The organism is Leptolyngbya sp. NIES-2104 (genome assembly GCF_001485215.1).
Taxonomy (GTDB): Bacteria; Cyanobacteriota; Cyanobacteriia; order Leptolyngbyales; family Leptolyngbyaceae; genus Leptolyngbya.
Window position 1 is genome coordinate 1568857 of record NZ_BBWW01000001.1, and the last position, 26999, is coordinate 1595855.

Here is a 26999-nt window from a genome sequence, read left to right on the forward strand (position 1 = left end):
TTTTTTTGACCTCAATCGTGTATCGATGAACACGCTATGTACTAATACATTAATCAATTCATCGATTGCGTATGAGGGCGTTACTATTTTTGAGACGGAGCCGTCCACCAAGCTAACGCATAAGATTGTATCGGTGTATTCACTTGCTGACGGAAAACCACCCGAATCTTATAACGTCCGTTTGCGGGAATTGAACGGAAAATGTGCTGAACGCTATCAATGTCACTAACCGATGACCAGATACTTTTGCGAATGTCTGTATCCTCAGCCCGCATCAGGTAGATGTCTAATTTGTTGAGTCCGCGATCGCGAAACGTTTCCCCCGCATCAAAATTTCCGTTCCGATTGCGATCGTTCAATTCCACCAATCGATCCCAAGTCAAAGTCGCGGAAACATAGCTACCTTGAAGTAGGGGTCGATCGATGATGTAGTCCTGAAACGTCTTCGTGCCAATCTTGTCATAGTTCCATCCGATCGCTGGAACCGCTTTACCGGGCTTCCTTTGTCCAGCACTAAACTGCTGATACGCTCGAAACGCATTGAGTTGTCCCGCGCCCATTTGAATGTTTAACGGAATCTTGCGATCTTTGTACGCATCAGAATCAATCCAGGTTTTATTATCTTTCTCGAAGATCGTGCGCGTCATGCCTAATAATCGACCATCGCCTTTATCTTGAAGTTTGTCAGCCGAATTCATCAGCACCGCTTTCATCACTTCATGTCTGCGGGCATCGGTTGTCCAAGGCAGTTTGCAGCCCCCTTTACAACTGGTGCGGAGTTGTTGATCGCCAAATTCCTGCAACAATGCCACCGTTGCCGTCACATGTGGAGCGGCAAAACTCGACCCGATCGAAGTCGTTTGCTCGCCTTTGAGATTTGCCACATTGATTTTGCTGCCGGGAGCCGTCAGAGATAGCGATCGACGATTGCCTAAACTCGTTTCAATTCCATCATTACGCTTCAAAATTCGCGGGAACGTATCGCCGATATTCGCAAAATCAATCTTTGAGTATTCCTCTCCAACTCGGCGCGTGAATGAAATCACCATGCCGTTATAGTTATCGGTCGGGATGGGAATGCCGCCTTTGCCCTGATTGCCCGCAATCATAAACAGCGAATTATATCGAATCGATAGCCAGTCGATACATTGAGTCAGCAACGCATTTCCATCTAATCGAGCATTCGGGCGCGGATCTTGCTGCAACGACTCGCCAAAACTGAAATTAATCGCCCGCACATCGCCGCCATTCTGCACTGCAATCTGCTGAGACGCGAGACATTCTTCCGCCTGTCCACTGCGTTGAGGAGTCGCGGCTGCCGAAGAATACAATCGAGCATCCGGAGCCACTCCCCGCACTGCTTTACTATCGCCAATCATCACGCTCGCAACCTGAGCCGCATGAGTATCTAAATTCGTATTTGTTTTAGCAGGTTGATTGCGAAAAAACACTCGCGTCAAGGCAATTACTTGATTTGTATTCGCGGCTTTATCGATGCCAAATTGGGGCGGTCGTCCGATTTCGACTTGACCGATCGCAATTTTTTTCCCAGTAAGATTGTACGGAGCTTGTTGAAGTCGCAGCGCATCAATCCCTTCTTTCCCGATCGACGATTCCGCCACGGGCATCGCTTGTGCAGTCACGCTCACCAACACGCCACCCAATCCAACCATCCACTTCATTTGCCGCACCTTTGAGTATAAATTCCTAAAATTTATGCAAACCCTGACCTAAATCTGAGAGAAATCCTTCACACTTTGTTAAACTGATTACAAATTCTCATGCTTTCCAAGGGGAACTAACCGTCATGTCCAATAAACCGATCGTCATTGCACCTTCGATTCTTTCTGCTGATTTTAGTCGGTTAGGCGACGAAATTCGCGCCGTTGATGCTGCCGGAGCTGATTGGATTCACGTCGATGTGATGGATGGTCGGTTTGTTCCGAACATTACGATCGGTCCCTTGATCGTGGAAGCGATTCGCCCTGTGACCCAGAAGCCGCTCGATGTTCACTTGATGATTGTAGAGCCTGAAAAGTACGTCGGTGATTTTGCCAAAGCAGGAGCCGATCACATCTACGTTCACGCAGAACACAATGCGTCACCCCACTTGCACCGGACTTTAGGACAAATCAAAGAGTACGGCAAAAAAGCGGGTGTTGTGCTCAATCCGGGTACCCCCTTGGAACTGATCGATTACGTTTTGGAACTGTGCGATCTTGTCTTGATTATGAGCGTCAACCCTGGATTTGGTGGACAAAGCTTTATTCCGGGTGTGCTGCCGAAAATTCGTAAACTGCGTCAAATGTGCGATGAGCGTGGACTTGATCCGTGGATCGAAGTCGATGGTGGCTTGAAAGCGAATAACACCTGGCAAGTGATCGAAGCGGGCGCAAATGCGATCGTGGCGGGTTCAGCGGTGTTCAATGCGCCGGATTATGCAACCGCGATCGAGGGAATTCGCAACAGCAAGCGCCCAACTCCAGAATTGGCAACAGTTTAATCAATTTCGCGAACTCGGATTAACCAAAATCACAAAAGCGGCGATCGCAGTTCAACGATCGCCGTTATTTTTTAAGCTCAGTTCAATGATTTTTTGCTTCGTTGCTGATTATTTCGCCCCCTAAATCCCCCAATTTTGGGGGATTTAGGGGGCAGAAGCCGCAAACAACGCAGCGAGAAGACCCATCAAATTCATGTTGCTTTAAACCATTTCCTCATTCATCAATCGCACTAGATTACAGTCCCGCAGCAGTTCCGCGCTCTCTGGTATCAAATAGTCCCGCAACTTGTAGACCTCTTGCAGCACCGTCAATTCACGGCTGTATTCTCGTTGGACCGTTGCGATCGTTGATTCGTGCCCGATCCGCTCCAATTTCAACAAATGCAGCGCCATATTGATGTTAGAAAGCGGATTACGAAGCTCTTGATAGAAATGATTCAGCAAGCCGTCGCGGGTTCCAGAAATCGGTGGCGCATCGGTTTGAGAGACATCCGCACTGGTTTCGACTTTTCCCGCCTTGGCAGACCCCACTTTTTGGGCTAACCGTTCCGCTAACGCCTCGTACTTTGCTAATCGACCCGATACAGCTCCCAATAAATCAGTCGCGGTGCAAGGCTTGGTCAAATAATCATCAGCACCCAGTTCCATTCCTTGTCGCTGGTCGGCTTTGGTGCCGCTCGCAGTGAGGAAGATAAACGGAATTCCAGCCGTTTCCGGCGATTTGCGGAGTTGAGCGAGAACGGAAAAGCCATCGAGATCCGGCATTCTTACATCACACAGAATTAAATCTGGATGATGCTCCTGCGCTAATCGCACCCCAACGTCACCGTTTTCGCCACCAATGCCATGAAAGCCTTCTGCTTCTAGTAAATCCAAGATCGACTCTCGAACCGGTTGTTCATCTTCAATTACGAGAATTGTTTTCATCGGTGAACTGCCTGTTTAACGGTAACGTGACAGTGAATAGAGTGCCCTGGTTTTCTTCACTTTCCACACTGATCGATCCCCCATGTAAATCGACGCACTGTTTCACGATCGATAATCCTAATCCCGTTCCCGGAATCGCTTTGACATTACTCGCTCGATGAAACGATTGAAATAAGTTAGCTTGTTCTAATTTTGGAATACCAATTCCATGATCTTGAATCCGAAAGATCGCAGTTCGATCGCTTAGATTCAACTTGAATTCGATCGGATCAGCGTTGAGGGAATATTTCACAGCATTCGAGAGGAGATTTGTCAAAATGTGACGGAGTAGACGTTCATCGAGAAGCGGGAGTGAAGGACGATTGTTTTCAGATGTTTGGCGGAATGAAAAATTGATTTGGATTTTTCGTCGATCACTTAAGTGAAATTCATCGACCAGTTCTTTGCAAAATCGAATTACGTCGATCGGTTGAGGAGTAAATTGCAGCTTTCCTGCCTCAGTTTCTCCAACTGTTAAAACATCCGATAGAAGCTCATTCATTCGTTTGACTGAGCCTTGAATCCGTTCGAGATAAATTTCTTTCTTTTGGTCTGAGATTTGATTGCCGTATCGTTGAAGTAGCTCGGTTGAAAATAGAATTGTGTTTAAAGGATTGCGAAATTCATGAGAAACAACCGAGACAAAACGGGATTTTAATTCGTTGATTTCTTTCTCTTTTTGCAGCGCAGTTTGAATTAAAGATTCTGCTTTGTGGCGAGATAAAGCAATCTCGATCATTGTGATTAGTTCTCGGTCTTCAAATGGCTTTAAAATATAGCCAAATGGCTGAACTTTTTTCGCACGTGCTAAGGTATTTTCGTCTGCATGAGCCGTGAGAAAAATCACGGGGAGTTGCCAAGTTTGACGAATTTGTTCAGCCGTTTCAACGCCATCCATCGCACCGTGCAATCGAATATCCATTAGGACTAAATCGGGTTGCAGTACGGCAGTATCGTTTAGGGCTTCCTCAGCGGAAGTTGCGATCGACACAACCTGATATCCTGCATTTTGTAGACTCGTTTGGATATCCAACGCGATAATACTTTCGTCTTCAACAACGAGCACCCTAGCAGTAGACATAGCAATTAAACCCTGATCTTTTGTTCGCAGAACGTGATTGTAAAGCGGACTCCTGACTCACGACAGAGGTCTATCTCCCCTCGCAGTTGTCGAATGAGAGTACAAACGAGCTGTAATCCGAGTGATTTCGTATGACGAAAATCGAGATCTGCGGGAAATCCACGACCGTCATCTCCCACAATCAATTGATAGTGGACAAGTTCTGATGCAGGCTCTTCTTGAGCATGAAGCTCAATGAAAATCGAACCTGTTTCACCGGGGGGAAACGCATATTTCAAAGAGTTAGAGACGAGTTCGTTGATAATCAATCCACAGGGAATTGCAGCATCAATACTCAATCTCACTTCTTGAACATTCAGGTGAAGTTGAATTGCACGAGAATTGGCGGAGTAGGAGCGGAATAAAGCAGTCGCTAAGCTATGAATATACTCCGAAAAATGAGTTTTTGCGAGGTCTTCGGATTGATATAGCTTTTCATGAATTAAAGCCATCGCACTCACACGATTTTGGCTTTCCTTAAATACTTCGATAATGCGTTTATCTTGAATATAGCCTGCTTGTAATTTGAGCAAACTAGAAACAACTTGCAGATTGTTTTTGACACGGTGATGAATTTCTTTTAACATCACTTCTTTTTCTTGAAGTGAAGCGCGAATTTGATCTTCTGCCCACTTACGATCGCTAATGTCCATCACCGATCCAATCACCTCGATCGATTGGTCATTCAGTAGTTTCATCGTGTCGCGCAACCAGCGATAGGTGCCATCTCGATGTAAAAATCGGTACTCGCAAGTAACTTCTCCAACTTCGGGTAATTGGTCGAGATTTTTCAGCACGATCGATAAATCTTCTGGGTGAATGTGATCGATCCAAAAATGCGGATCTTTGAGATATTGCCAGATTTCATAACCGAGTTGCTGCGTGATATTTTCACTGACAAATGTGCAAGCCCGATTTCGATTCGGCTGACACGTGTAAATCACAGAAGGACTCGAAGACAGTAAATATTTCAATCGGGCTTGAGTCGCAATTAGCGCTTTTTCCGACCACTTACGATCAGTAATATCGCGTTGTAAAGCGACAAAATGCGTAAGATTTCCGCTTGAATCCGCGATCGGAACCACGTTTAAATCGACCCAATATTCAGACCCATCTTTGCGGTAATTCACCAGTTCAACTTGAATCGGTCGTTCTTCATTCATCGCAGCCCGAACTTTAGAAAGCAGCGATCGATCTGTTTTTTCCCCTTGTAAGATTCGGGGCGTTTTGCCGATTGCTTCTTCGGCTGTATATCCCGACATTTGAGCAAACGCCGCATTGACGTAACTAATAGTCGGATTTTCGAGATTCGCATCGGTAATAATTACGCCATCGTTTCCATTCACCACAACCGATTCAAATAATTTGAGGCGTTCTTCGGCTTTGTGTCGTTCTTCTTGTGCTCGGACTTTTTGCAGCACGATCGACAAATAATCTGCCAATTCTTGAATCGTTTCGACCTCGCAGGTTGCCCAACGTTTCGGATAGGGAGCATTCAGCGCCAGAATGCCGATTTGATCGGCGGAATGTTGAACCGTTACCATTGCGATCGCACGAGTTCGACGGCGCAACATATCCCCGACCATTGGCGCGAATGCAGGCTCTTGCAGCACATCTTCAACGATTACAGGTTGTTTTTTCTGAATAATCTCGAAGTATTGAGGAGTCAGATAAAGCCCTTCTACAACCCCTTGCATCGCAGGCATATCCGCAGGTTGAACCGAGTAAATTGTGTTGAAATGACGATTGTCGATCACGCCATAGAGTACGCGAACGTCTTTAAATCGGGCGGCAGTTTGATCGATCGTTAATTGGATCAGTTCATTCACCGATAATCCGGCTGTTACCCCTTGTGAAATTTGATTGAGGATTTGCAGACAGCTTTGTTTATCCCGCAGACTTTGTTCGATCGCTCTTCGTTGGGCGACTTCTTTCTGTAATTTTGCATTGGCGGCTTTTAGCTCGACCGTTCTCAGTTCGACTCGAATCGCTAAATCTTGCTTGGTTTCCTGGAGTTCAATTTCGGCTTGACGCTGAGCGGTCACATCCGTTGCCACTCCGATCATGCCGATAATGTCACCGTCTGAGTTGCGGATCGCAGTCGCCCGATTGTCGTAAAAAACGCCCCGAAATTCGAGAACTGATCGATGTTCTTCCCCTTGAAGTACTCGCTCAATATCCCGAATGATTCTGGGATAGTCTTGATAGAACTCGTACACAGATTTTCCAACGAGCGCACCTGCTTTTAGTCCGAGTGTTTCCAGTCCCTTCCCTTCAGACAGGGTGTAAATTCCGTTTTGGTCGATCGCGTAAAGAATCGTAGGTGTGTTCGTGACAACCGTGCGTAATAGCTTTTCACTTGCCGAAAGATTTTTCTGGGCGCGAGCTTGTTCGGTGATATCGCGAATACTAATCACCCGACCGCTGATTTCACCATTGAGCCGCAAGGGTTTAGAAAATCGTTCTAGAATCCGCCCATCTCTAAGCTGAAAGACATCGTGACCCTCGATCGTAGGCTGTTCGTTTTCGCGTTGAACCTGTTGTTTTAGCTGCTCAGGGTCATTCAGCATCTGAACGGTTCGAGCCATCAAAGTCGAATCCGTGGTTGGGGTCGAGTCCTCTACATTCCACCGCTGACGGAATTCTTGATTGATGCAGAGAATTTTGCCTTGAGGATCGATCGCTAAAATTCCATCGACAGCGGCTTCGATCGTCATTTGTAAAAGCTGTTGATTTTTTTCGGCTTGTTGTCGCGCCGTTCGTTCTTGTTGAAGTTCTTGTTGCAGGGCGGCGATCGTTGCCTGTAGTTCCGAAAAGGCAGCTTGGGACGCTTCGGTAAAGTCAGCATCACACTGACTCAAAAGCGTTTGGAGTTGAACTAAACTAGGCGGCGCGTCTATCTGTTGCATCGATCGTCGCTATAAGTAAAAAAGAGGAAACATGAGAATCGAGAGAAGGCAGATTGACAGATCCGTGACGCTTCTATCAATCCTCACGATTACCTTTCGCCTTGAACATAAGCGCATTATTCCCTAGATAATAGGATCTGAATCGAAATCTTTTCATCAATCTCTCATTATTTCTATCTACGCAATTTTCCAATTTCTGTGTCGTCTGCCTTATATTTACGGATGCAAACTGTTCTTCAAACGCTCGAATCCGCGATCTCGCCCGTACCCATACGGACGTGGGATACACTCGATGCCTTTGGGCAAGCTCAACTCCGTCGATCGCTGATTCACCCGGATCGAGTCGCCTGGGTGTCGCCTTCAACCATTGAGGAGTTAAGTGCGATCGTTGCCTGTGCCCATCGCAATCAATGGCAAATTCTTCCGTGTGGTCGTGCGAGTAAGTTACATTGGGGCGGCGTGATCGATTCGGTGGCTTTGGTCGTGAGTACCGAAAAGCTCGATCGCTTAATCGAACATGCTGAGGGTGATTTAACCGTGACCGCTGAAGCTGGAATTTCGTTTGCCGAACTGCAATCGATCGTGAGAAAAGCGGGGCAGTTTTGCGCGATCGATCCAAGGGTGAGCGATCGCGCAACGTTGGGCGGTGTGATTGCAACCGGGGATTCTGGATCGCTCAGACATCGATACAACAGTATTCGCGATATGTTGCTGGGGATTACATTTGTGCGATCGGACGGTGAAATCGTCAAAGCAGGCGGACGAGTTGTAAAGAATGTTGCCGGATACGATTTGATGAAGTTGTTCACCGGATCGTATGGAACGTTAGGAATTCTAGCGCAGGCAACCTTACGGGTTTATCCGATTCCGGCTGTTTCTCGATCGATCATTCTCAGTGGTGATTCGTCTGCGTTAGAGCAAGCGACTGAAACGCTATTAGGTTCAGCATTGACACCTGTGAGTGTAGACCTGGTCTCAGAAACATTAGGGTTTTCAAAATCTCTTGGCTTACTGGTTCGATTCCAGAGCATTGCTGAAAGTGTTGATCAACAGATTGCGCGATCGACTGAACTTGGAAAAGCGTTGAATTTAGAAATCCTTGAGCCAGCAGATTCGGATTTATGGCAGCGCTTAACGAATCAAATTAATTCATCTGTCCAAAGTGACTCGATCGTTTGCAAAATAGGAGTAAAGCCCTCTGAAGCAATTTCAGTGCTCAATCAGATTTCTACACTTCTACCGACTGCGGAAATTCTGATTCACGCTGGAAGTGGCATCGGACACCTAAGCATTCAAGAAGCGCGATCGACCCAACTTCTAGAAGCGCGATCGATTTGTGAAGCGACAGGTGGATATTTATCTGTGCTGCAAGCCTCGATCGCATTCAAACAACAGCTAGAAGTCTGGGGATATTCTGGAACTGCGCTCTACTTAATGCAGCGAATCAAATCCCAATTTGACCCTCAAAATTTACTCAGTCCTCACCGTTTTGTAGGCGGAATTTAGAATGCAAACCTCTGATCCAGCAATCAATCCAGGCTTTGATGCACACAATCCTCCTGATCCGAAACTGATCGATTCGTGTGTGCATTGCGGCTTTTGTTTATCGACGTGTCCGAGCTACCGAGTGATCGGCAAAGAAATGGATTCGCCCAGAGGACGCATCTATTTGATGGACGGCATCAATGAAGGTGAAATTCCGCTGAATGCCGCAACAGTCCAGCATTTCGATTCTTGTTTGGGCTGTTTGGCGTGTGTGACGACTTGCCCATCGGGAGTGCAGTATGACAAATTGATCGCTGCTACTCGTCCGCAGATTGAGCGAAAAGACCCGCGCTCGATCCCCGAAAAGCTGTTACGTCAGTTCGTTTTTTCGGTGTTTCCCTATCCAAATCGGATGCGAACTTTGTTGCGTCCGTTGGGGTTGTATCAGAAATCGGGGCTTCAGAAAATTGTCCGATCGATGGGGTTCTTAAATACGATCGCGCCTCAACTCTCTGCGATGGAAGCAATTCTTCCAGAAATTCCCGCAAAAGCTTTCACTGATTCAATTCCCGCCCTCACTCCCGCTCAAGGCGAACAGCGTTATCGAGTGGGAATGCTGCTCGGTTGTGTGCAGCGATTGTTCAATCCAGATGTCAATGATGCAACGGTGCGAGTTTTAACGGCAAACGGTTGTGAAGTCGTCGTTCCACAAGTTCAAGGCTGTTGTGGAGCCTTATCGCATCACCAAGGACAAGAAGAACAAGCCAAACAATTCGCTCGGCAAATGATTGATACGTTTGCCGAAACTGGCGTAGATTTCGTCTTGATCAATGCTTCGGGCTGTGGTCATACCTTGAAAGAGTATGGTCATATCTTGCAGGATGATCTGAACTATCGGGAGAAAGCAGAAGCCTTTGTGCAGAAGGTCAAAGACGTGCAGGAATTTCTAGCCGAAGTGGGTTTAACTGCAAAACTATCACCGCTACAAGACAAGCCCTTAACCTTGGTCTACCAAGATGCGTGTCATATGCTGCATGGTCAAAAGATCAGTGTGCAACCGCGTCAATTGTTGCGGAAGATTCCAGGAGTGAAACTACGTGAGCCTGTGGATGCGGCTCTTTGCTGTGGAAGTGCCGGAATCTACAATATTCTCCAGCCAGAAGTGGCGAATGAATTGGGGCAGCAAAAGGTTGAGAATTTGACGAACACGGGCGCGAGTGTCATTGCATCCGCGAACATCGGCTGCTATGTCCAGATTTCTCGCCATTTGAAACTGCAAGAAAAATCTGTTCCGGTTCTTCATCCGATGCAACTCCTAGATCTTTCGATTCGTGGCATTCAGTTAGAGAACTGATGTGAAATTGCTAAAATAGGGATAAAGCAAGTTTCAATCGGGATTTCGTAGGAGCGATCGCATGACTCAAACTACACAAGCTACACAGCCTCAGCGCGGTATCCAGATGAGTGAATCAGCCCTGAAGCACGTTATCATGCTCCGGGAACAGCAAGGTAAAGATCTGTGTCTCCGGGTGGGAGTCCGTGGTGGCGGTTGTTCTGGAATGTCCTACACGATGGATTTTGAAGACCCAAATAATATTCGCCCCGATGATCATGTTTCTGATTACGACGGCTTCCAAGTTGTGTGTGATCCGAAGAGCTTACTGTATCTCTATGGTTTGATGTTGGATTACAGCACCGCATTGATTGGTGGTGGATTCCAGTTTACGAATCCGAACGCGAATCAGACCTGCGGCTGTGGGAAATCATTCTCGGCATAGGATGCGATCGTGTTTACAGTTTGCTTGTTATTCGCCTCCATGAATTCGGGGGCGAATTTGCATTAAGTAGCCATCACCAAATTTTTGCCATCTTCAGCGAAAAGCTTGGAAGTTCAGGATCGCAATTCACAGATTCAGGATTGTCCAAGATTTCTGGTTCTCGATCGAGTCGATACACATGAACTTGGCGATTTTTACGATCGATCAACAATCCCAACCGAACGCCGTTTGCGATGTATTCTTCCATCTTTTCTTTAAGACTGGTCAAAGTATCGCTGCTCGACCGTAATTCAACGACAAAATCTGGCACGATTGGCGCGAATGATGCTTGCTGCTCTGGAGTCAACGCATTCCATCGATCGAGCAAAATCCAAGCGGCATCAGGCGATCGAGTTGCACCATTGGGCAATGTAAATCCTGAACTAGAATCAAACGATTCCCCAGTTCCATCTGCTTCAGACCAAACAAAAAGCTGCCCTGAAATTCTGCTATTGCGGTTTCCGGTATCAGCAAAGGCAGGGGGCATTACGATAATTTCTCCATCAGCAGTGCGTTCAATCCGCAATTCGGGATTGGTTCGACAAAATTCATAGAACTGCTCATCGCTCATCTTAGACAAGGGAGTGAGTGACGAAAGGTCGATCGGCAGTGACCATTGTTCGGATTTGATCAGTAGATTAGCCATCAGCGATCAAGTTCTATCTAAAATCTGCCTTCATTCTAATGGCTCAGGTTCGCTTAAATCGCACTTTTGCCAACTGGAACGATTCTTTCATCGCGGCTTGAATCCGTTTCGGGTCGGGCTTTTTCCCGCCCATTAAATCCCCAAAATACACGCAAGCCGCCTCTCCTAACGCCCAAGTGTAAGCACTTGCCCAAGATGCCGCGATCACACTGCCAAATCCTGGAACAAATTTAATCAACTCCCGCCCGATCGCTTGTGCGACAAATCCACCCGCGATCGCACTGACAACTCCCCCTGCCTGAGACGGTGACAACGTTTGCCCGTACAACTGTCCCAACGCTCCGACCATCGACACTTGAAGTGCAGTTAACACAGGCATCGTCGCCAACGGTAACGGAATCGCTGCGGTAGCCCCCGCCATCACCGAAAACGGCAAAATATATCTTCTTCCTGCTTCCCGGTAAAGATCACTGATTTGTTTACCTGCGTTCTCATCGTTCAACAATTGCGCGATCGTTCTTGCCTCCGCCTCTGGCAACAAGTCTGACAGCGAATCAATGAACGCTTCTAATCCGTAAAATGTAGGATGAAATTCGTCTTCTTCTAACGTGAAATCGATCAACACAGCACGATCGAACAATCCAGAAAAGTTCTGCTGAATCGTAGAAAAAGCGCGATCGACATCCGCAAAACTTGGTGGATACTCAGGATGATCCATCACATCGGCTGGATACAACTCATGCAAGCAAGTCACCGCTAATAAGCAAGGGACTTCCGGGTGTTTGGCACGAATTCGAGTCGCAATCTGCTTTAAAGTATCCGTCGCAAAGTCATTGATCCGAATCGTTAAAATCAGAACTTTCGCACGAGTTTCATCGGGTTGCAGTTCCCCGACTAATTCGCGAATCACTTCCGAAGTTTCTTGAGTCCCATCCCCTAAACCAACGGTATCAGTAAAAACGATTAGCGGTAAGTCTTGAGTTGGATAACTGTATCGCTGCGTGAATTGCGTATGAGGGCGAAATCCTTGACCGATAATTTCGGCTGAGACACCCGTAAGTCCTCGCACGATCGAGCTTTTTCCCGACTGCGGTTTTCCGACCAAAAGCGCCTCTGTCGTCGGCAACTCCGATCGCACTTTTTGTAAAATTTCTTGAACTTCCGCTTCGTCTACCCGAAACCATCCGGTCATCGATTGAGCAAGCGTCTCCATCGACACCCGCTTTGAAACTTCTGAAACGCCGTTACCAACTGATTCTCGAACCTGATTCCACCAGGACTGATTCCCTTTCATCATTCACCCCCACCGAATAGAAAAGGCGCGATCGTATCGTGATGCGCCTTACTCTAAAATTAACTTTTGGGATTGAGGCTAGTCGTCATTCGACGGTGCGGATTCCCCACCTGGAGAAGAGTTGTAAATCGCGTCTAATTGTTCGCGAGCATCTTCCACGCTCATCGATCGCATCACCAACAGCGGTTCATTAATCATTCGCCCATTTTCATCCAATAGCTCAGGATGTGGAGCGGGACGATTCTGCGATCGAGCGATCGGGGGATACTGCCGCTGTGACTCGATTCCCAGCGCCATCAAATTCCGAATCAGATTACCGACCGCCAAAAATGCTAAAGCTGTGAACGCCAGAATATAAAGTAGGTGCAGAATCATAAGCCTCTTTCCAAGCTCAAGTTAACGACGAATCGAAAATCGCCGGACAGGATTTCGTACGGAGCCTGCCCGGAATTATGAAAATTGGTTTTCTAATTATCTAATAGTCTCTCAGATTTTGTGGAGTCTCAGCATCCGATTTAAGAGGGACTTCGCAAATCGATGCAATTGCGTCTTTATGAAGACTTGTACGGTGCCTTCGGCTCACGCTTTGCGTGCCCGAAGTTTCATGCTGACTTGCCAACATTCGTTAACTAAATGATGCCAAGTGACTAAGACAGAAGTGTCTACACCCGCCTGACCATCGGTGATCTTGAGCAGCGATTGAACGGTGCTGACTTCTTGCTGAGTTTGAATAACGCGATCGAGTAGGTCGGCGTGTTCTTCAGCAGTGAGGAAGGGAAGGGTTTCGGATTCGAGTAAAGTCCGGGATCGAGAGAACCAGTATTGAAAATCGTCTAACAGCGGCTCTAAAACAGTTTTGAGTAAATCGGGTTCTGGTAAGTTGGAGTTAAACATCGGTGAAAATAAAACCTGATTGCGTCAGCGAATCCTAATATTCGTTACATTTCGTAACCTTCCTTCATCTTACCTTGAAAGTTAGGAGATCGAACACAGTTTGACGGCGGATCGGTAAGATAGATGAGGCATTTCATCGATAAACGCTTTCTATGTCAGACGATTCTTTGCAACCGGAAAAAATCCATCTCCCCAAAACCAGCGAATCCGTCAGTTTGCAAAAGATTCGTCATACGGCTTCGCATGTGATGGCGATGGCGGTTCAGAAACTGTTTCCTAAAGCGCAGGTCACGATCGGTCCTTGGATCGAGAATGGTTTTTACTACGATTTTGATAGTCCTGAGCCGTTTACCGAAAAGGATCTCAAGGCAATCAAAAAAGAAATGGCGAAAATTATTCGTCGAAATTTGCCCATAACTCGTGAAGAAGTGAGCCGCGAAGAGGCAAAATCTCGAATTCAAGCCATCAACGAGCCTTACAAAATCGAAATTCTCGAAGATATTAAGTCAGAGCCAATCACGATTTACCACTTGGGCGAACAGTGGTGGGATTTGTGCGCGGGTCCTCACGTTGACAGTACTGCGGAAATTAACCCAGATGCGATCGAGCTTGAATCCGTCGCGGGTGCATACTGGCGCGGTGATGAAACCAAAGCCCAATTGCAACGAATTTACGGCACCGCTTGGGAAACTCCCGAACAGTTAGCGGAATACAAGCGGCGGAAGGAAGAAGCTCAAAAGCGCGACCACCGGAAGCTCGGAAAAGAACTGGGATTGTTCATCTTTTCGGATTTAGTCGGTCCGGGTTTACCCATGTGGACACCGAAAGGAACCGTTTTACGATCGACCCTCGAAGATTTTCTCAAACAAGAACAAACCAAGCGCGGCTATTTGCCTGTAGTGACTCCGCACATTGCCAGAGTGGATTTGTTCAAAACTTCAGGACACTGGCAAAAATACAGCGAAGATATGTTCCCGATGATGGCAGAAGACGACAAAGCCAGATCCGAGGAACAAGGTTTCGTGATGAAACCGATGAACTGTCCGTTTCACATTCAGATCTATAAAAACGAACTGCGATCGTACCGCGAACTTCCGATGCGGCTCGCAGAATTCGGAACGGTCTATCGCTATGAGCAATCTGGTGAACTCGGTGGATTAACCAGAGTTCGCGGCTTTACGGTCGATGATTCTCACTTGTTCGTGACTCCTGAGCAATTAGATGCAGAATTCCTCAGCGTTGTGAATCTCATTCTCTCAGTGTTCAAGAGTTTGCAACTGAAGAACTTTAAAGCGCGTCTAAGCTTCCGCGATCCAGATTCCGATAAATACATCGGATCAGACGATGCTTGGGATAAAGCTCAAGGTGCCATTCGTCGAGCAGTGGAAACCCTTGGAATGAATTATTTTGAGGGCATCGGTGAAGCGGCGTTTTATGGTCCGAAATTGGACTTTATTTTTAGTGATGCGCTCGATCGAGAATGGCAACTCGGAACCGTTCAAGTCGATTACAACTTACCGGAACGCTTCGATCTCGAATATGTTTCAGAAGACGGCAGCCGTAAGCGTCCGGTAATGATTCACCGTGCACCGTTTGGATCATTAGAGCGACTGATCGGAATTTTAATCGAAGAATATGCGGGAGATTTCCCAGTTTGGCTCGCTCCAGAGCAAATTCGATTATTGCCTGTCAGCGATGAGTTCCGACCGTTTGCTGTTCAAGTCGCGGAACAGATGAAACAGGCTGGAGTTCGGGCAGAAGTGGCTCCAGACGGCGATCGACTCGGTAAACTTATCCGCAACGCTGAGAAAGACAAAATCCCAGTGATGGCGGTTGTGGGCGCGAAAGAAGTGGAAGCGAATGCGTTGAGTATTCGGACTCGTGCTTCTGGAGAATTGGGCGCATTGCCTGTCGTGGAAGTGCTCGATCGACTTAAACTTGCCAATGCTGAACACAGCAATTTTTGATCGATAATTTCACGAATAAGAGCGTGAAATTCAGATTAAATTGAGCAGCGGCTCTGTTAGATCACGGATATCTGACAGAGCCGAATTTTTCAGCTACTTAAGTCTATTTAAGTTGCGACCGACTCTGGGAACGATAGAGACGTTCAGTTCGGAGTCTTCCAGAATGTCTGCCTATTCATCTCAGTTTTACGCTGCTTCATCGAATCTCAGCGATCGTACTGAAATCGCATTTATCGATCCATCGGTCGTAGATTATGAAAGCCTCCGATCGCACATTGAAGTCATCGTGCTGGATCGCGATCGCGATGGCATTCTCCAAATCAGTGAAGTCCTCGCGCAACGTAGAGAGATTACAGCGATTCACTTAGTCTCTCACGGCGTTTCTGGAGCAATTTTCTTAGGAACAGCTAGATTGTGTCCTGAAACGATTGGAATGTATAGTCGATCGCTGATTCGATGGTCTGAAGCATTGAGCAAAGACGCAGAACTCTTGATCTACGGATGCGAAGTGGCTCAAGAATCGCGTGGAATGGCATTGATGCAGCAGCTTAGCGAACTGACTGGAATGAAGATCGCAGCTTCAGCGACCAAAACCGGATGGGCTGATTTGGGTGGTAATTGGGAGTTAGAAGTCAGAATCGGAGAAGTTCGAGCAGATTTGGCGTTTGATGAAGAAGTGCGATCGCGGTATCGATCGGTTTTGGCGAGTGAACCGGAGCCTGTAGCAAGTGATGTAGCCTATAATACTCCCAGAAATCTTGCTAATGTTAATGGTATTCTGTACTTTGCAGCCACTAACAGCGGAACTGGAATCGAGCTATGGAAAGTTGATTCTGTCACTGGAAGAGCAACATTGGTGAGTGACATTGTTTCGGGATCGACGGGTTCTTCTCCACAGAATCTCACCGATGTGAATGGAACGCTGTACTTCTCAGCGACAAATGGCACAAGTGTTGGTGCAAATGGACGGGAACTATGGCGGATTAATCCTGCAACCGCTCAGGCGGAGCGCGTTACCGACATCAATCCGAATGTAGGTAATTCTAATCCGCAGTCTTTGACCAATGTGAATGGAACACTATACTTTCTCGCAACCAATGCTTCAAACGCAACTGAACTTTGGAGAGTGAATCCGACTAATGGACAAGCAGATCGCGTCGAAAGTGAAACGCTAAGCTACTCTAATCCGGCATCTCTAGTCAACGTCAGTGGAACGCTGTATTTCTCAGCAACAAACAGTACAACTGGAACTGAACTCTGGAGAGTTGATCCATCAACTGGAAAAGCATCGCTTGCAAAAGACATTGCTCTGAATGCCAGCAATTCTAACCCCCAGTTTTTAACAAATGTCAATGGCATCTTGTATTTTGCGGCAACCAATGGCGCGAGTGGAGACAAGCTTTGGAGATTTGATCCAACGACTAGTGAAGCCACATTAGTCACCGACTCTAATTCAAGTGCAGGCAATGTAAATCCGCAGTCTTTGACTAATGTGAATGGAACATTGTACTTTACCGCCACCAATGGTACGAATGGACGAGAACTTTGGCGAGTTGATCCTGCAACTGGAACAGCATCAATGGTGCAGGACATCCACCCCACCGGCAATTCTATTCCGCAGTCTTTGACCAATGTGAATGGAACATTGTACTTTACCGCCACCAATGGTACGAATGGACGAGAACTTTGGCGAGTTGATCCTGCAACTGGAACAGCATCAATGGTGCAGGACATTCACCCCACCAGCAATTCTAATCCGCAGTCTTTGACCAACGTGAATGGAACGCTCTATTTTTCAGCCGATGACGGCACGAATGGGCTTGAACTATGGCAAGTAGATCCCACGACTGCAGCAGCATCGCTAGTCAAAAACCTTGCTTCAGGTAGTGCTGGGGCTACGATCGCTAATTTGATCAATGTAAACGGAATCTTATATTTCTCAGCCAACAACGGAACTGGCGATCGCTTATGGCGATTTGTTCCTCCACCTCCGCTGGCGGTCGATCTCAACGGCGCAGACTCCGGAAACAACTTCACCACAAGCTTCACCGAAAACGGCACTACAACCCTAACCAGTTCCACTCTGATTATCACCAATCGCGACAGTTTAATCGACGGTGCAGCAGTTACCATCACGAACTTTGTGGCTGGACAAGATGAGCTTCTGTTTACAAATCAAAATGGCATTACAGGTAGCTTTGTTAATGGGCAATTAACATTAACGGGAACAGCCTCGATCGCGAATTACGAAGCGGCGCTTAAATCGATCGTCTACCGAAACAATAGCGATCAGCCAATCACGACAGTTCGACAGATTGAATTTGTGCTGCGGGATGATACGCGAACAAGCGCGATCGCAACGACAACACTAAACATCACTGCGGTCAACGATGATCCGGTTCTCATCGCTCCTACCACTCAGGCGATTGCTGCGGGTGGCTCTACTGCAATTTCTGGCATTAGTATCACCGATGTTGATGCCAACAATGCGATTCCTCTTACAGTTACGGTCTCTGCGGGAACTGGCACTCTCTCACTCGGAAGCACGACCGGAATCGTTTTTGTGGTGGGTGATGGAATTGAAGATAGTAGTTTTACTATCCGAGGTAGTCTTGCAGACCTCAATTCAGTCCTTGCCTCATTATCTCATCGCAGCACCACCTCCGAAGCTGACACAATCTCGATTACAGTTAATGACAACGGCAACGGGGATAGTGGCGTAGCGCCACGTAGTGCGAATCGATCGATGACACTCGTTCCCCCGATCGTGCTTGACCTCAACGGTGCGGCTTCAGGTCGAAACTTCTCTGCAACCTACGCTGAGAACAGCACTTCGACCTTGACTAGCCCAGACCTAACGATTAACAGTTTCACCGGTGAGGTGGATGGTGCAACGATTACGATCGCGAATTTTATTGATGGACAAGACGAACTCTTATTTATCAATCAGAACGGCATTACAGGAAGCTTTGCGAATGGTCGATTGACGCTGAGTGGAACCGCATCGATCGCTAACTACCAAACAGCACTGCGATCGATTATCTATCGCAACCTCAGCGACAATCCGAATTTGAGCGATCGTCAAATCGAGTTCGTCTTGCAGGATGATTCACGGACTAGCACGCCAGTCATAACAACCTTACAAATTCGGGCGGAAAACGATGCTCCTCTGCTAGATGCTCCAGGTAGTCAAGCAGTCACTGCGAATGAATCAACTGCGATCGCAGGAATTACCATCTCAGATGTGGATGCGAGTAACAGCATTCCTCTGACTGTGATCCTTTCTGCTGGATCTGGAACGATTTCCCTTGGAACAATCAGTGGCATTAGCTTTATCACCGGAGATGGCACAAACGATCAAAGCTTCTCTATCCGTGGCAGCCTTGATCGTTTGAATGCTGCTCTTGCCTCGTTGTCCTATCGTAGCGGTGCTTCTACCTCGGATACGATTTCGATTACGGTGAATGACAACGGGAATGGAGACAATGGTATCACTGCGTTTAGCGTTGGTCGATCGATTGTTGTCACCGTTGGAAATGTAGTCGAGGGAACCAGTGCAGATGAGAGCTTTGCGCTAACCTTGAGAACGGATCAGCTCAATGCGCGGGGTGGAAATGATACGGTTGATGCACTATTTGATCAGGTATTACAAAATGACTTGATTAATGGTGGAAATGGCACAGATCGATTCATTCTGCGGCGTGGTAATGCACCTCTTACAGTCAATCCAGCAAATAACGATCAAATCAGTGGTATTTCAGGGCTAGTGGTTCGGAACTTTGAAGAGTTCGATTTTAGCCAATATGCAGGCTTAATTTCGTTTATTGGGACTAGCTCACGGGATTGGTTTGTGGGTAGCTTGAGCAACGATCGTGTCACGATGGACTATAGCCAAATTCAGCAAAACGATCGGTTTATCGGCGGCGAAGGTCGCGATCGATTTGTTTTGAATAATGGCACAGCGATGATCACCGTCGATATGTCCAACGTTGAGACTCAGATTACGAATGTTCCTGGACTCATCATTCGCAACTTTGAAGAGTTCGATTTCCAAGGATATGCAGGGGCAATCACCTTTTCTGGAACTGGCAGCAGTGACTCAGTTTGGGGTGGCGCTGGAAACGATCGATTAGATGGCAGTTCTGGAAATGACTTTCTTAGTGGCGGTGCTGGAACCAATACGTTAATTGGTGGCTTTGGCAATGATACTTATGTTGTTCAATCTGCGACGGATTCAATCGTTGAACTATCCGGTCAGGGTATCGATCAAATTGTCGCTTCCGTAAGTTTCACGCTCTCAGCGAATGTTGAAAATTTGACGCTGACAGGTTCAGACTCGATCAATGGGATTGGTAATGATCTAGCAAACAATCTGACTGGCAACGCAGGCAACAATCGTTTAACAGGTGGAGCAGGCGATGACACTTTGGATGGTAGCTTGGGAGCAGATATTCTGATTGGTGGATTGGGCAATGACAGTTATGTCGTTGATAATTTGCTGGAGCAAGTGATCGAAGCCTTGAATCAAGGTACAGATTCTGTCAGTTCCTCCGTAAATTGGACCTTGGGCGACAACATTGAGAACTTGACGCTGACTGGAACCGCTCAAAATGGAACAGGGAATGCTCTGAGCAATCAACTCTCAGGCAACAACGAGAGCAATACCTTGATCGGGTTAGCAGGCAATGACATCCTGCGAGGACTTGGAGGAGCCGACATTCTAATCGGTGGACAAGGTAACGATACGATCGATGTCGGGACTGACCGAGTGATCGATGTTGTGGTTTATGCAGCAGGCAATGGTAGAGATACGATTCTCAATTTCCGGCGTGGAGAAGGGGGCGATCAACTGAGAGTAGATAGCTCGATGAACATTGATGTCGTTGATAACGGTGTCACTACAACCTTGTTCCTACGTGATCAAATGGCTGGCTTTGGTCGAGGAACACAGTTGATGATTCTAAGCGGGGCGAGTGGCTTCACCTCAAGCAACATCAATCAGAATTTAGCGATCGGCAATCAAGCGACATTCTTCTTTGCTTAGCAACTTACATTGAATGCTCTAAGACAGTGAGATAGGCGATCGCCCATCTCACTTTTTTGCTTCTAAGCTTAAGGCTGAATTATTTTGTGATAAAAAAATCTATGTGTTTTTTCCGAACTTATAAAGCGAAGTGAACTAAGCAAGCCTCTAACTTACGTGAACCCGCGATAGGGATTTCCAGATTAGTTGCCAATAATAGGACTATACAAGCTTTGAACAACAAGGCATTGTGTAGACCAAACCTGAATCTTTTTTACAAGCTTGAGGAGTAACAACAATGAATTTCTTATCTCGTTCTGCATCTATCATTGCGAAAGGTAGCATTTCCTTGGTTGGTGTGGCTGGTTTAGCTGCACTGATCGCTGCTCCTGCTTCTGCACAAACTGCATCAATTAGCGGTGCAATGACCCGCACTTCTCCCGCTGGCTTCATCACCTCGGTTTCGGCTGAAATGGTTGCACCTGAAGGCGTAATGTTTACTAGCCCAGTCACAGTCACAGGTACAATTCCGGATGCTGATAACGCAAATTTGACGCTTAGCGCAAACTGGGGCACCGTGCCTGGTCTTGGTGCTCCCTCGATGCTTGAAAGCGAGGTTATTAGAGCTTTGAATAGCCAAGACCTTACTACTGAGCAAGGCATTGATGCTTATGCCGCAATTCTGAAAGCTGCTGTTGGTTCTGAAGGTCTCGACACTTCCTCTTTCGGTTATGCGTGGTGGGACTAGTTTGAGCTTTTACTGCTAAGCAGCATAATTGAACTAAATTAGATCAGAGGGATGTTCAATCTACCTCTGATTTTTTGTGCAATCTATTCAGCCTCAGTATCTCGCTCTGTTTCTGAAGGTTGATCCGCAGTCTCAGAGTCTGGTTCGATCGCATCTTGCTGTCCCAAAGACAGGGTTTTCTTCTCCTCGATCGCGGGTTCAAACTCGATCGCTTGTTTTTCCTCAATTGTAGGTTCAAACTGGGCTTCTTGTGCTTGAGGCAATGCTCTTTCAACCTGTGCAGGCAACTCCAGCGGCTGCAACTCGACCAATTCCGGCAATGCCACACGTGGCTTCTCGACTTCTTTGACGGTAATCGGAATTTGCAGCGGTTGAAGTTCTTCGACCCAGCAAGACGCGATCGGTAAAGTCTGATCCAAATCATCCAGCGCACGCGGAATCACCATCACCGAGTGCAGTTCTCCGACTCGTTCGGCTTCCTGCATTCCGACTTCCACTGCCATCGCCACATTTGCCACCGTTCCCCGCACGATCGCGGTACAGAGTCCATCTCCGATCGTGTGATATGCCGTCAAAGTGACATCCGAAGACTTTAACATCGCATCCGCCGCCGCCACCATTGCTGGAAATCCACGAGTTTCAAGCAAACCCACAGCCAGATTGCTAAATTGATTCGTCGTATGTTTGCCAACCATCGCAGCAAGCTTACTGCCGATCGGTAAAACCGTTTCCAAATTCGGCATCGGTCGCGCAATGATCACCGTCGAAACCTTCATCCCAAATTGCTGAACCGTTTCGGCTCCGACTTCGACCGCCAGCCGCACATCTGAAATTCCACCGCGTACAACGGCAGTACAATACCCGCCGCCGATCATTTCATAGCCCACGAGTGTCACCCCAGAGGACTTCAGCATCATATCCGCAGTGCCCACGATCGCGGGAAAGCTTTGGGTCGAAACCAGACCGAGAGCAGAATCAGTGTAACGATCTTCAGAGTTCATGGGCACAGGGGCGAGAGTGTTACTCCCATCTTAAAGCGATTCGGGATTGAGTCGCCCCATCTCCCAAGTCGTGTACGTCCCGATCGGACTCCAAATCAAATAGGGGATCAGTAGAAGCGCGGCAATTCCTGAGATTGGAAGCACGAGGAACGTGAGAACTAATCCTAAAATAAATCCGAGTCCACCTACGATCGTGCCGTTGCGTAAACTTCTCGTCCACAGCAACACCGGAGAGTATGCGACGATTAGCGCTTCAACCAGGGCGTAGAATGCCATCAATCCCCAGTTTTGGGTGCGTTCCCACACGATGTATGCTGACCACGCACCACAGATAAACACCACTGTCCAAATTAACGGAATCGCTTTTTCAAAAGTGAGCCATCTTGGACGCTGCAATCGATTAAACCATTTGACATCTTTGGGGCGAAGGATACTACTTCCAAGCGCGATCGCAAATGTGACAATACCAATGACAAGCCATGAAGGAAGCATACACCAACGCTCCAAACGATCTGATTTGTATTGTGTCAGAGGTCGGATAAGGGGGAATCGATCGCAAGAGTGAATCTATCTCTGTTGCACCTCAGCGTAAGCGGCGTAAACGCCTTTGACGTTGTACCAGTTGAGGAAAATTCGGGCGACTTGTTCGGCGAGTTGGGGTTTTCCTTGATTGATGAGCGATCGCATTACAGGCGCAAGTGTTCGCTCATTCAACGATCCACCCAGTGACAGAACTCCCCATAGAACTCGGTGAATCCAAGTCATCTGAATCATCATTTTCACATCCCAAGTTGGATGCTTTTGATAAAACACAACTCCCATTCGACCCCGCTGCATTTCAACATCGATTAAGCGCGGAATTTGATCTAGAGAAAATGCAGGATGCCAATGATATCCAACGGCTTCAGGGCATTTAATCAGCTTTAATCCTAAGTTTTTCAACCGCACACCCAGTTCTAAATCTTCCCAGCCGTATTGTTTGAAGCCAGTGTCGAATAGTCCGGCTTCGATTAACCAGTGACGAGCGATCGCTACATTTCCCGTGGCAAAATAAGCCGCAGAAAAATCTGTCAGTTTGTACGGTTCGGAAGTTGGATCATCAAAATTTGCAGTGTTAATGACCCGACCGTAAGTAAATAAGCGATCGCTGCCTAGTTCCTTTTGTCCTTGAATTAATGCTTCGACGTGCGATCGCAAAAACACATCGGTCACAACTAAATCACTATCGATAAATACGATCGTGTCTCCGGTTGCCTGTTCGACTCCATAGTTTCGAGCGCTGGCGGCTCCTTTGTGATCCTGACAAAATAAACGGACGTGCGGAAAGTCATCGGATTTTGACAACCATTCGACCGTGCCATCCGTCGAGCCGTCATCGATGACGACAATTTCGTAATCTGAAAACTGCTGATTTTCTAGCGCTCTCAAGCACTTTTCTAAAATCGGTTTGCGATTGTACGTCGGAATCACAACACTCAAAAACACAGCGATCGTCTCCTCAAACAGCACGTTCCTAGTATCCTCGATCGCAGTCCAACCCAGTTGAGTTCCACAGTTTCAGAAATTCTGTCAGAAGATGGATTCGCGATCCCGATGCTTTGAGCACGGAGAAAATTCTAGCAATCTTTCTTAAACTCGAATTCTGTGCAACTTCTGACGTGTGATACAGAACTTTAGCCGCATAATTGTAAACTTGATTGTTCTGACGTTACAGAGAGCCGAAATTTATGGGTCGTGCGAAGAAAGTTGTGCTGGCTTATTCAGGTGGAGTTGATACGTCTGTCTGTATTCCGTACCTCAAGCAAGAGTGGGGCGTTGAAGAAGTCATCACATTGGCGGCGGATTTGGGACAGGGAGATGAGTTAGACCCGATTCGAGAAAAAGCGCTCACATCCGGGGCATCCGTGTCATTGGTGGCAGATGCGAAAATGAACTTTGTCAAGGATTACGCCTTTCCAGCGATTCAAGCGAATGCACTGTACGAAAATCGTTACCCGCTCTCGACAGCGCTGGCGCGTCCCTTGATTGCGAAATTGCTCGTGGATGCGGCGGCTGAATATGGAGCGGATGCGGTCGCTCACGGATGTACCGGAAAAGGAAACGACCAGGTGCGGTTTGATGTGTCGATCGCGGCTCTTAATCCTGATTTGAAAGTACTGGCTCCGGCTCGCGAATGGGGCATGAGTCGCGAAGAAACGATCGCGTATGGAGAGCGATTCGGCATCTCGTCCCCGGTGAAAAAGAAATCGCCGTACAGTATCGATCGAAATTTGCTCGGTCGCAGTATCGAAGCAGGTCCGTTAGAAGATCCGTGGACGGAACCGCTCGAAGAAATTTATGTGATGACGAAAGCGATCGAGGACACGCCAAACGAACCGGATTACGTTGAAATCGGTTTTGAGATGGGCATTCCGACGAGTTTAGATGGTCGCGTGTTGAACCCGATCGAATTGGTTTCCGAATTGAACGATCGAGTGGGCAATCACGGCATCGGACGGATCGACATGGTGGAAAACCGTTTAGTCGGAATTAAATCGCGTGAAATTTATGAAACGCCTGCGTTATTGGTTTTGATTCAGGCGCATCGTGATTTAGAAAGTTTGGTGCTCACCGCAGATGTGAGCCATTACAAGCGGGGAATCGAAGAAACCTACTCCCAAATGATCTATAACGGCTTGTGGTACAGTCCGTTAAAATCTGCGCTTGATGCGTTTGTTCAGCAGACTCAAGAGAACGTGACGGGAACGGTTCGGGTGAAATTGTTTAAGGGCAATTCGTCGATCGTCGGTCGCAAGTCTGAGAATTCGCTGTACACTCCGGATTTGGCAACTTACGGCGCAGAGGATCAGTTCGATCACAAAGCGGCGGAAGGGTTCATCTATGTTTGGGGCTTGCCGACTCGCGTTTGGTCGCAGCAGCATCGGAAGTAGAGAGTAGGGAGTAGGGAGCTACCAAAAGAACCGCCCCCTACTCCCCACTGATTTAGCACTACCGAAGAAACGTTTATCTCGATCGCACATCCCCTTCTGATAGTTCTTAGAACTCCTTGCCCATACTGAGTCTGTCCTGTTTAGTCAACTCAGATGCCTAGAACCCCTAGCGAATTTTCAGTCCACATCATGATGGAAGGGGGACATCGCGAAGAAGTGCGATTCCCGACGATTCAAGAGTTTCAGAAATGGTACAGCGGCGAACTGATGCCAAAAGCAGCTTCAGAAGATTTCATCAGTGTCCCGATTAAAAATGTGCAGGGCGAATATATGGTCGTTCGTCCGGCGCGAGTCGTGAGCCTGCGAGTCGAACCCGTGTATGCAGGTAGCGTCGATCGCTATTAAACAGTTTCATCTCACGGTTCTCCATAGCGTAGGGCGTTCGGCTCTACGCTTTTTTTCAGCTACGATCAACAAACACGATCACGCGAAATCTATGGACGACACGATTAAGTTAGACCAATTTTTGAAGCTTCAAGGAATGACGCAAACCGGAGGACAGGCGAAATTGCTGATTCAATCCGGTGAAGTGCGTGTCAATGGACAGGTTGAAATGCGGCGGGGACGGAAGTTAGTCAAGGGCGATCGAGTGACGACTTTGGGAGAAACGTTCGTCGTTTAGCTGAATCTTACGTTTGAATGAAAAAATGAGATGAAGGATTGCGCTTTGTAAAGCAATCCTGAAAGTTCTATACTACGCAAAGTATTCGCAAGGAGACGGTGTGATGTCGGAGGCGGCAGTGAAGCCCCTGACGATTCCAAGGGAGTTGGTGGGAGCGCCCGGAGATTTTAATCCGACGCTACTTATTTTTCTAATATCGATCGCGATCGCGATTCTCACCACATTGGGTTATTGGTGTTGGGGGTGGGTAGATTGGGTGTGTTTTTGCCTGAATACCGTGGCATTACATCTTGTTGGAACGGTGATTCATGATGCCTGTCATGGGGTCGCTCACCGGAATAAAGTGATGAACGCCATTTTGGGACATGGAAGCGCATTTTTCTTGTGCTTTTCGTATCCGGTATTCACACGAGTCCACATCCAGCATCACGGCAACGTCAATGATCCAGAGAACGATCCAGATCATTTAGTTTCTACATTCGGACCCCTGTGGATCATCAATGCTCGATTCATGTATCACGAGTTCTTCTTTTTTCAGCGCAAGTTGTGGAAGAAAAATGAATTGCTTGAGTGGTTCTTGGCGCGATTGTCACTAGCAGCAGTGATTTTTGTCGCTTGTCAGTTCCACTTCTTGGGATACGTGTTTAATTTCTGGTTTATTCCCTTGGCGATCGTCGGTTTAGTCCTGGGTTTATTCTTCGACTACTTACCGCATCGTCCGTTTAAGGAGCGCGATCGCTGGAAAAATGCCAGAGTTTACCCTAGTCGAATTCTGAATTGGCTGATTTTGGGGCAGAACTATCATTTGGTTCACCACCTTTGGCCCGCTGTGCCCTGGTACAAATATGAGGCAGCCTATTTTGCAGCGAAGCCGATTTTGGATGAGAAAGGATCACCCCAATCGATTGGACTGCTCAAAGAAGACTTTCTTGGATTTGTTTATGACATTTTCTTAGGCATCCGATTTCATCCCAAACCGAAGCCCACTGAGGTTTCTGAAGTGATTGAATAGCT

The 26999-nt window shown here is 47.3% G+C and carries 22 protein-coding genes; 11 read left to right on the forward strand and 11 right to left on the reverse strand.

The features are described 5' to 3' along the window. Positions 1-83 precede the first annotated feature (83 nt). The gene (locus NIES2104_RS07260; RefSeq protein ID WP_263970922.1) at positions 84-1682 is read right to left on the reverse strand and encodes a S8 family serine peptidase; all 1599 of its coding nucleotides are present in this window, start codon (positions 1680-1682) and stop codon (positions 84-86) included. A gap of 125 nt (positions 1683-1807) precedes the next feature. Between NIES2104_RS07260 and rpe the strand changes: the two genes are divergently transcribed. Further along, entirely contained in the window at positions 1808-2503 is a 696-nt protein-coding gene (gene rpe, locus NIES2104_RS07265; protein ID WP_058997125.1) for a ribulose-phosphate 3-epimerase, read from the forward strand. A gap of 201 nt (positions 2504-2704) precedes the next feature. On the opposite strand, the gene NIES2104_RS07270 is transcribed toward rpe, so the two are convergent. The 3 genes from NIES2104_RS07270 to NIES2104_RS07280 are packed head-to-tail and all read right to left on the reverse strand — an operon-like array spanning position 2705 to position 7498. Then, positions 2705-3430, reverse strand: a complete 726-nt coding sequence (locus NIES2104_RS07270; protein WP_058997127.1) for a response regulator transcription factor — start codon at positions 3428-3430, stop codon at positions 2705-2707. Beyond that, positions 3408-4550, reverse strand: a complete 1143-nt coding sequence (locus tag NIES2104_RS07275; protein ID WP_058997129.1) for an ATP-binding protein — start codon at positions 4548-4550, stop codon at positions 3408-3410. The genes NIES2104_RS07270 and NIES2104_RS07275 overlap by 23 nt, the downstream gene beginning before the upstream one ends. A gap of 5 nt (positions 4551-4555) precedes the next feature. Continuing rightward, on the reverse strand, positions 4556-7498 hold the full coding sequence (locus tag NIES2104_RS07280) for a PAS domain S-box protein (protein WP_058997131.1): 2943 nt from the start codon (positions 7496-7498) through the stop codon (positions 4556-4558). Positions 7499-7720: 222 nt separating this feature from the next. Between NIES2104_RS07280 and NIES2104_RS07285 the strand changes: the two genes are divergently transcribed. The 3 genes from NIES2104_RS07285 to NIES2104_RS07295 all read left to right on the forward strand — a co-directional run bounded on the left by NIES2104_RS07285 (position 7721) and on the right by NIES2104_RS07295 (position 10761). Beyond that, positions 7721-9004, forward strand: coding sequence for an FAD-binding oxidoreductase (locus NIES2104_RS07285; RefSeq protein WP_058997132.1), 1284 nt, complete (start codon positions 7721-7723; stop codon positions 9002-9004). 1 nt (position 9005) lies between these two features. Continuing rightward, entirely contained in the window at positions 9006-10337 is a 1332-nt protein-coding gene (locus NIES2104_RS07290; RefSeq protein ID WP_058997134.1) for a (Fe-S)-binding protein, read from the forward strand. Between the two features lie 61 nt (positions 10338-10398). After that, positions 10399-10761: an iron-sulfur cluster assembly accessory protein gene (locus tag NIES2104_RS07295; RefSeq protein ID WP_058997136.1), complete on the forward strand. Its 363-nt coding sequence runs from the start codon at positions 10399-10401 to the stop codon at positions 10759-10761. A gap of 73 nt (positions 10762-10834) precedes the next feature. Here the strand turns inward: NIES2104_RS07295 and NIES2104_RS07300 are convergent, their stop codons facing one another. From NIES2104_RS07300 to NIES2104_RS07315, 4 genes are all read right to left on the reverse strand, one after another. After that, on the reverse strand, positions 10835-11446 hold the full coding sequence (locus NIES2104_RS07300) for a Uma2 family endonuclease (RefSeq protein ID WP_058997137.1): 612 nt from the start codon (positions 11444-11446) through the stop codon (positions 10835-10837). A 43-nt stretch (positions 11447-11489) separates the two neighbouring features. Further along, positions 11490-12743, reverse strand: a complete 1254-nt coding sequence (locus NIES2104_RS07305) for a YcjF family protein (protein WP_058997139.1) — start codon at positions 12741-12743, stop codon at positions 11490-11492. A gap of 75 nt (positions 12744-12818) precedes the next feature. Next, positions 12819-13115, reverse strand: a complete 297-nt coding sequence (locus tag NIES2104_RS07310; RefSeq protein WP_202815037.1) for a DUF2973 domain-containing protein — start codon at positions 13113-13115, stop codon at positions 12819-12821. A 204-nt stretch (positions 13116-13319) separates the two neighbouring features. Beyond that, entirely contained in the window at positions 13320-13634 is a 315-nt protein-coding gene (locus tag NIES2104_RS07315) for a DUF2605 domain-containing protein (protein ID WP_058997141.1), read from the reverse strand. A gap of 152 nt (positions 13635-13786) precedes the next feature. Between NIES2104_RS07315 and thrS the strand changes: the two genes are divergently transcribed. The 3 genes from thrS (at position 13787) to NIES2104_RS07330 (ending at position 21372) form a co-directional block, all read left to right on the forward strand. After that, entirely contained in the window at positions 13787-15601 is a 1815-nt protein-coding gene (gene thrS / locus NIES2104_RS07320; protein ID WP_058997143.1) for a threonine--tRNA ligase, read from the forward strand. 163 nt (positions 15602-15764) lie between these two features. Then, a complete protein-coding gene (locus NIES2104_RS07325) occupies positions 15765-20645 on the forward strand; it encodes a DUF4347 domain-containing protein (protein ID WP_058997145.1) in 4881 nt (1626 codons plus the stop codon). Positions 20646-20922: 277 nt separating this feature from the next. Then, positions 20923-21372 carry a hypothetical protein gene (locus NIES2104_RS07330; protein ID WP_058997146.1) on the forward strand — a complete coding sequence of 150 codons (450 nt, stop codon included), beginning with the start codon at positions 20923-20925 and terminating at the stop codon, positions 21370-21372. Between the two features lie 83 nt (positions 21373-21455). Here NIES2104_RS07330 and NIES2104_RS07335 read toward each other — a convergent pair whose 3' ends face one another. The 3 genes from NIES2104_RS07335 to NIES2104_RS07345 form a co-directional block, all read right to left on the reverse strand. Next, on the reverse strand, positions 21456-22373 hold the full coding sequence (locus NIES2104_RS07335; RefSeq protein WP_058997148.1) for a carbon dioxide-concentrating mechanism protein: 918 nt from the start codon (positions 22371-22373) through the stop codon (positions 21456-21458). Between the two features lie 30 nt (positions 22374-22403). Further along, on the reverse strand, positions 22404-22865 hold the full coding sequence (locus NIES2104_RS07340) for a TspO/MBR family protein (protein WP_058997151.1): 462 nt from the start codon (positions 22863-22865) through the stop codon (positions 22404-22406). Between the two features lie 75 nt (positions 22866-22940). Next, complete coding sequence (locus tag NIES2104_RS07345; RefSeq protein WP_082690110.1) at positions 22941-23858, reverse strand: glycosyltransferase family 2 protein; 918 nt, start codon at positions 23856-23858, stop codon at positions 22941-22943. Between the two features lie 242 nt (positions 23859-24100). Between NIES2104_RS07345 and NIES2104_RS07350 the strand changes: the two genes are divergently transcribed. The 4 genes from NIES2104_RS07350 to crtR all read left to right on the forward strand — a co-directional run bounded on the left by NIES2104_RS07350 (position 24101) and on the right by crtR (position 26997). Then, positions 24101-25303 carry an argininosuccinate synthase gene (locus tag NIES2104_RS07350; RefSeq protein WP_058997155.1) on the forward strand — a complete coding sequence of 401 codons (1203 nt, stop codon included), beginning with the start codon at positions 24101-24103 and terminating at the stop codon, positions 25301-25303. A gap of 153 nt (positions 25304-25456) precedes the next feature. Beyond that, positions 25457-25708, forward strand: a complete 252-nt coding sequence (locus NIES2104_RS07355; RefSeq protein WP_058997157.1) for a hypothetical protein — start codon at positions 25457-25459, stop codon at positions 25706-25708. Between the two features lie 91 nt (positions 25709-25799). Continuing rightward, complete coding sequence (locus NIES2104_RS07360; protein ID WP_058997159.1) at positions 25800-25985, forward strand: RNA-binding S4 domain-containing protein; 186 nt, start codon at positions 25800-25802, stop codon at positions 25983-25985. A 103-nt stretch (positions 25986-26088) separates the two neighbouring features. Further along, a complete protein-coding gene (gene crtR / locus NIES2104_RS07365; protein ID WP_058997160.1) occupies positions 26089-26997 on the forward strand; it encodes a beta-carotene hydroxylase in 909 nt (302 codons plus the stop codon). Positions 26998-26999 lie beyond the last annotated feature (2 nt).

What these genes read in the sequence shown, in the direction of transcription:
- NIES2104_RS07360 (WP_058997159.1), top strand. Translation starts at nt 25,800, where the DNA reads ATGGACGACACGATTAAGTTAGACCAATTTTTGAAGCTTCAAGGAATG.
- NIES2104_RS07295 (WP_058997136.1), top strand. Translation starts at nt 10,399, where the DNA reads ATGACTCAAACTACACAAGCTACACAGCCTCAGCGCGGTATCCAGATG.
- NIES2104_RS07355 (WP_058997157.1), top strand. Translation starts at nt 25,457, where the DNA reads ATGCCTAGAACCCCTAGCGAATTTTCAGTCCACATCATGATGGAAGGG.
- NIES2104_RS07290 (WP_058997134.1), top strand. Translation starts at nt 9,006, where the DNA reads ATGCAAACCTCTGATCCAGCAATCAATCCAGGCTTTGATGCACACAAT.
- NIES2104_RS07310 (WP_202815037.1), bottom strand. Translation starts at nt 13,115, where the DNA reads ATGATTCTGCACCTACTTTATATTCTGGCGTTCACAGCTTTAGCATTT.
- NIES2104_RS07280 (WP_058997131.1), bottom strand. Translation starts at nt 7,498, where the DNA reads ATGCAACAGATAGACGCGCCGCCTAGTTTAGTTCAACTCCAAACGCTT.
- NIES2104_RS07260 (WP_263970922.1), bottom strand. Translation starts at nt 1,682, where the DNA reads ATGAAGTGGATGGTTGGATTGGGTGGCGTGTTGGTGAGCGTGACTGCA.
- NIES2104_RS07315 (WP_058997141.1), bottom strand. Translation starts at nt 13,634, where the DNA reads ATGTTTAACTCCAACTTACCAGAACCCGATTTACTCAAAACTGTTTTA.
- crtR (WP_058997160.1), top strand. Translation starts at nt 26,089, where the DNA reads ATGTCGGAGGCGGCAGTGAAGCCCCTGACGATTCCAAGGGAGTTGGTG.
- thrS (WP_058997143.1), top strand. Translation starts at nt 13,787, where the DNA reads ATGTCAGACGATTCTTTGCAACCGGAAAAAATCCATCTCCCCAAAACC.
- NIES2104_RS07285 (WP_058997132.1), top strand. Translation starts at nt 7,721, where the DNA reads ATGCAAACTGTTCTTCAAACGCTCGAATCCGCGATCTCGCCCGTACCC.
- NIES2104_RS07325 (WP_058997145.1), top strand. Translation starts at nt 15,765, where the DNA reads ATGTCTGCCTATTCATCTCAGTTTTACGCTGCTTCATCGAATCTCAGC.
- NIES2104_RS07350 (WP_058997155.1), top strand. Translation starts at nt 24,101, where the DNA reads ATGGGTCGTGCGAAGAAAGTTGTGCTGGCTTATTCAGGTGGAGTTGAT.
- NIES2104_RS07330 (WP_058997146.1), top strand. Translation starts at nt 20,923, where the DNA reads ATGAATTTCTTATCTCGTTCTGCATCTATCATTGCGAAAGGTAGCATT.
- NIES2104_RS07335 (WP_058997148.1), bottom strand. Translation starts at nt 22,373, where the DNA reads ATGAACTCTGAAGATCGTTACACTGATTCTGCTCTCGGTCTGGTTTCG.
- NIES2104_RS07270 (WP_058997127.1), bottom strand. Translation starts at nt 3,430, where the DNA reads ATGAAAACAATTCTCGTAATTGAAGATGAACAACCGGTTCGAGAGTCG.
- rpe (WP_058997125.1), top strand. Translation starts at nt 1,808, where the DNA reads ATGTCCAATAAACCGATCGTCATTGCACCTTCGATTCTTTCTGCTGAT.
- NIES2104_RS07305 (WP_058997139.1), bottom strand. Translation starts at nt 12,743, where the DNA reads ATGATGAAAGGGAATCAGTCCTGGTGGAATCAGGTTCGAGAATCAGTT.
- NIES2104_RS07275 (WP_058997129.1), bottom strand. Translation starts at nt 4,550, where the DNA reads ATGTCTACTGCTAGGGTGCTCGTTGTTGAAGACGAAAGTATTATCGCG.
- NIES2104_RS07340 (WP_058997151.1), bottom strand. Translation starts at nt 22,865, where the DNA reads ATGCTTCCTTCATGGCTTGTCATTGGTATTGTCACATTTGCGATCGCG.
- NIES2104_RS07300 (WP_058997137.1), bottom strand. Translation starts at nt 11,446, where the DNA reads ATGGCTAATCTACTGATCAAATCCGAACAATGGTCACTGCCGATCGAC.